The 4,934-nt window shown below is 37.7% G+C and carries 4 protein-coding genes and 1 pseudogene; 1 reads left to right on the top strand and 4 read right to left on the bottom strand.

Annotated elements, in window-relative coordinates:
- Nucleotides 1-67: 67 nt before the first annotated feature.
- Entirely contained in the window at nt 68-1,555 is a 1,488-nt protein-coding gene (treF, locus tag ACOVO2_RS13435) for an alpha,alpha-trehalase TreF (RefSeq protein WP_421770473.1), read from the bottom strand.
- Nucleotides 1,556-1,585: 30 nt separating this feature from the next.
- Entirely contained in the window at nt 1,586-2,845 is a 1,260-nt protein-coding gene (locus ACOVO2_RS13430) for an MFS transporter (RefSeq protein WP_421770472.1), read from the bottom strand.
- 254 nt (nt 2,846-3,099) lie between these two features.
- Here ACOVO2_RS13430 and ACOVO2_RS13425 point away from each other — a divergent pair, with 254 nt between their 5' ends.
- Nucleotides 3,100-3,957, top strand: a complete 858-nt coding sequence (locus ACOVO2_RS13425) for an AraC family transcriptional regulator (RefSeq protein WP_421770471.1) — start codon at nt 3,100-3,102, stop codon at nt 3,955-3,957.
- A gap of 1 nt (nt 3,958) precedes the next feature.
- Here the strand turns inward: ACOVO2_RS13425 and ACOVO2_RS13420 are convergent, their stop codons facing one another.
- Together ACOVO2_RS13420 and ACOVO2_RS13415 are read right to left on the bottom strand one after the other, a co-directional pair.
- Nucleotides 3,959-4,519 carry a Uma2 family endonuclease gene (locus ACOVO2_RS13420; RefSeq protein WP_421770470.1) on the bottom strand — a complete coding sequence of 187 codons (561 nt, stop codon included), beginning with the start codon at nt 4,517-4,519 and terminating at the stop codon, nt 3,959-3,961.
- A gap of 67 nt (nt 4,520-4,586) precedes the next feature.
- Nucleotides 4,587-4,934 (bottom strand): annotated as a pseudogene (locus tag ACOVO2_RS13415) (23S rRNA (adenine(2503)-C(2))-methyltransferase RlmN); the annotation flags it as partial.

Below are 4,934 nucleotides of genomic sequence, written 5' to 3'. Positions count from 1 at the left end.
TGAATGCTGAGTTCTGAGTTGAGAGCGTTTTTTTACTCAGAACTCAGCACTTTAAACTCAAAACTTTTTAGCTCATTGCTAAATAAACACCATTTGTCCAGCCGAAACCATCTTGGTTGGGGTATTCTCCGCCACCTGCCGAAAGTCCATCATCTACTACATTATATTTTTCGGTCATTTTTCCTGTTTGTTCATAAACTCTTTGGTTGAGTTCCAGCCAATTATGGCGAATTTTATTAGCCAAATCATCAAAATTATAATTCAAAAGGCCTTTGTAGGCAATCCATTGTAATGGAGCCCAACCGTTTGGCGAATCCCATTGTTGACCAGTTTGGGCAATGGTTGTAAGCAAACCGCCACTTTTCAAAAACTTGGCTTCGAGGAGTTCGGCAATTTTTTGTGCTTGACTCGGCTCGGCAATTTTGAAATAAAGTGGGAAAACCGCTGCCAATGTCAAATGACTCTTGAGTTTATTTTCTACGAAATCATAATCGAAATAGCATCCTTCGGTTTCATTCCAAAGGTAGTGTTGAGTCGCTACTTTACGATTTTGAGCTAATTGTTGGTATCTATAGGCCTCATCGTTATCATCGAGTAGTGAGTAGGTAGCCGAAAGCGTATCTTCTAAATGATAAAGTAAGCAATTTAAATCAATCGGAATAATATCGGTTGTATGAATACTGGCAAATGAATCGGTTTCTTTAAACCATCGACTACTAAAATCCCAACCCGATTCGGCAGCTGCTCTTAGGTGGCGAAACAAAACGCTCGCCTCCTGTGTAGATTGATGCGAAAGTTCGACATCTTCTTTGTAAGATTCTGGTCGAGGCGTATTGTTTTCATCCCAAAAACGATTCAGAATAGCTCCGTTTGGCATAAGCACTACTCTATGTAAGGCTTTGTTTTCTGAACTAAGTTCTTCGCTTCCTCGCATCCAAAAATCATACTCCTTCTTTAAATATGGTAGATGTTTCACCAACATTCCTAAGCCTTTTTCTTCGCTCAGTAATTTTACCATCAACGAATAAAATGGTGGCTGCGAACGCCCCACATAATAGCTGCGATTGCCGTTTGGAATATGTCCGATTTTATCAATTAAGTAAGAAAAATTATCTACCATCGATTCAATCATGTCGATTTTGCCAGAGGCACGCAGGCCGAGCATCGTGAAATAGCTATCCCAATAATAAACTTCGCCAAAACGCCCACCTGGCACAATATAGGGTTTGGGCAATGGAATCAACGAACTATTTTCTTGTTCGGGTTCACGAGTCAGTACTGCCCAGAGTGTTTGTAGATGCTCGTCTATCGAATGATTCTTATCGCTTTCGTAAGCTGCCGTGCGGTTGATGGGCAATTCAAAGTATTTTAATACAAAAGCCTTTAAATCAAAGCCTTCGGCGTCTTTTTCTTTCAAAAACGCTTCATTGATGGCATCTAAAGAATCTTTTGCGATACAATCAGGGAAAGTTTTATTATCTGGAAAGATACTTTCGGTTTGAACTCGCTCAAACAAAAGCCCTAATTCAAAGATATTTTTAATCGAATTTGTCATGTAAATAATAGGAACTCGAAACTTAAAAAATTAATGTCCAGCCGTGTTTGTAAAAGAAATTTCAGCGTTAGATTTCTTTTGTAATGAATTGAGAATGAACAAACAAACCATCAGAATACCCATCGGAATGAGTGAAAGATAAAAAGCCGTTTGTCCAGTGAAAGCATCGAAAACATGACCCGTGATAATAGACCCCGTTGTGCCACCCAAAGCCGAAAAAACAACAATCAGACCCGACATTGGGCTGTGTAGATGCTTGGGCAAGGAGCTAAGAATAACAGAATTGATGGTCGGATAGATAGGGGCTAAAAAAATACCCATAATCGGAAAAACGTATGCCACAATCGGAGCGTTTGTCCAGTTAGTGTCGGGAGATGCCACGATGCCTTGCGTGAGTGGCAAAGTCAATAAAACCAACGAGGCACAGATAGCCAAGCAAACCGATAAAACCAAAATCCAGCTAAAGCGACGAAGAATAACTCCCGACGCAAAACGGCCAATGGCAAATGCTCCCGCCAAAATTGCTCCCGCTTGAATACCCATGCTGGCAGGCACTTTCAGGATGTCTTTGTAGAAGGTCGGGGTCCAAGTCTGGAAACTTTGTTCGATAAGTACAAATAAAAATATGCTGATAATGAAAACTATCACCAATGGTAAAATAATGAGGCGAATCATTGCTAAGAAATCATTACTGAGCGAAGAACCTTCGATTTTTGCATCAGATTCATCTAATTTGGCCGATAGCAATAACAAAAATGCAATGGACGATAAGCCTCCTAAAATCCAGTAAACACTGAGCCACGTTTCAGATTTAGGGTTATTGTTGTCGATAAATAAGCTAAATAAAATGTTTCCTAATAAAACCCCAATCATAAAAGTACCTTCGAGCAAGCCCATAAAACTTGAGTGTTCTTTGATGTCTTCTGTGATAAGCCCGATAGTAGCAAAGACCGAAATCTTGATAAGTGCAAACGAGATTCCGACCACTAAGAAAAGCAATTTGAAATGCCAAAAACCACTGGCGTAGGGAATCGTGAACGAAATAATACTAACCAATGCCAAAGCTACAAGCATGGCTTTTTTATAGCCGATTTTGGGCAAAAATGATGCGAGCAAAAATGAGCAGACGGCAATGGGCAGGTCTTTGAAACCCTCCAAAACCGATGCGTCAGATTTTGTTACGTCAAAATTCCTTTGAACTTGCAAAATCACCGCACCGACACTATTGAGCAGGATTGCAAACACAAAATAGTTGAGATACAGTGAAAGTTTGATTTTCCAGTTTTGCATAGAAGATAGAATTTTATGAGGTTGATAGTTTGAGGGTAAGAATAGGCAGTATTATCTAAAAAAAAGCGAGCAGAAGCTCGCTTTTTATAAATCCATCATAGGTTTCCTTAATCAAAAATTATAAACTACTTTTTAATAGAAGTTTACAATACAAATTTCGGTTTTTTAACTAACAAAAAATATAGGTCTATTAATGATTTTTAAAACTGTATTATTATTTTTATGGAAAATTTAATAATTCTAATATTAATAGAGTGAAAACACCTTTTGAGCAAATTCAAAATGACGAAGGAAGTTCGTTCAGATTTTTACATCAGAAAGTACTCGCCCAGCAATTTCCGTGGAATTATCATTATCATCCAGAGTTTGAGTTGGTATTGGTTTTTGCTGGTACGGGCCGCCGCCATGTTGGCAATCATCTGAGCTACTACGACGATGGCGATTTAGTATTGATCGGCTCGAATCTCCCACATGCTGGTTTTGGCTATGATGCCTTGGGCGAACACGAAGAAATCGTGGTTCAGTTTAGAGATGATTTTTTAGGCGAAAGCTTTTTTGATAAACCCGAAATGATAAACATCAAAAAACTATTTGAACGCTCGCAGCAAGGGATTCAATTTTACGGCCAAACTTACCAAGAAGTAGCAGAAGCATTAAAAAAACTAATCGATTTATCGCAATTCGAGCGATTGATGGGTTTGTTGAATATTTTTCAAATATTGGCTGGTTCGCAGGAATATAATTTGCTCAATTCGATAGATACACGATATGATTTCAATCAAAAAGACCAAATGCGGCTCAAACGGGTGTATGAATATGTAGAGAAAACTTACCAGCACCCAATTAATATCCGAGAAGTTGCCGACATTGCTAACCTAACCGTGCCATCATTCTGTAATTATTTCAAGAAGGTTGTCAATCAGACTTTCACTGACTTTATGAATGAGTACAGAATCAATAAAGCCTGTCAGTTATTGATGACCGAAAGAAGTGTTGCCGATGTATGTTTTGAATGTGGATTCACGAATAACTCGTATTTCAGTAAAGTTTTTAAAGAAATAAAAGGCAAAAGTCCGTTGGAGTTTAAGAAGTTGGCTTTGAGGAAAAGTTGAATTATTCACTAACAAAAACTTCCTCAAAAGCTAATTCAAAACCATCTAAAAGTTTGGATTTAGCAATACCTTGTTCTTCAACCGCTGAAAAAATACTGTATTTGTTATTTTCTAAAGCATAAACAATGATAGTTTCATTCAGTGGGTCAATCAACCAATATTCTTTCACGCCAAAATTCTCATAGTCATTCTTTTTTTCAATATAATCTCTCACCACTGAGCCTTTTGAAACGACTTCTACAACCAAATCGGGCGAGCCTGAAATATTTCTTCGTCCGATAATTTGCTTATTTTCTTTAGCAACAAAAATCACATCTGGTTCGCACACATTTCCTTTATCAAAAACAACATCTAAAGGTGAAATAAAAACTTCTCCAAGTTGATTTTGGAAAGTAAATTGAAATAAGAGTCGGTAAATTAAACCAACGATTTGTTGGTGTTCGATAGTTGGTGCGGGCATATCAATTAAATTAAAATTACGGATTTCATACCTCGACTCTGAAGGTAACTCTTGCAAAAGTCGCTCGTATGTCCATTTTTCACTACTAATTGGCTTTACCATGGTCATTGATTTTTTGCTAAGTTATGAAAAAACTAAAATAATTGTTCTCTGATTTTAGAGATTTTTATCATACCGTAGGCTCTTTAATAGCCAACTGTCCACAAGCTGCGTCAATATCTTTTCCACGACTGCGGCGAACGTTTACAATCACACCTTTATCTTCCAAAAATTTGGCAAATTTGCTTAGTTTATCTTCGGTAGTGTTTACGTAGTCGGCCTCGGCAATTGGGTTATATTCAATGATATTTACCTTAGCGGGTACTTTTTTCGTAAATTCCCAAAGCTCTTTGGCATCTTGTAGCGAATCATTGAAGTCATTGAATACGATGTACTCAAACGTAATTCTGTTGCCTGTTTTTTTGTAGAAATAATTGAGTGCCGTAGCCAAATTTTGCAACGAATTACTCTCATTAAT

It is taken from the genome of Emticicia sp. (genome assembly GCF_049241225.1).
Classification (GTDB): domain Bacteria; phylum Bacteroidota; class Bacteroidia; order Cytophagales; family Spirosomataceae; genus Emticicia.
This window is presented reverse-complemented; position numbering and strand designations above follow the sequence as displayed.

Excerpts from the sequence above, each read along its gene's own strand:
- ACOVO2_RS13420 (WP_421770470.1), bottom strand. The coding sequence starts at position 4,519 with ATGGTAAAGCCAATTAGTAGTGAAAAATGGACATACGAGCGACTTTTG.
- ACOVO2_RS13430 (WP_421770472.1), bottom strand. The coding sequence starts at position 2,845 with ATGCAAAACTGGAAAATCAAACTTTCACTGTATCTCAACTATTTTGTG.
- treF (WP_421770473.1), bottom strand. The coding sequence starts at position 1,555 with ATGACAAATTCGATTAAAAATATCTTTGAATTAGGGCTTTTGTTTGAG.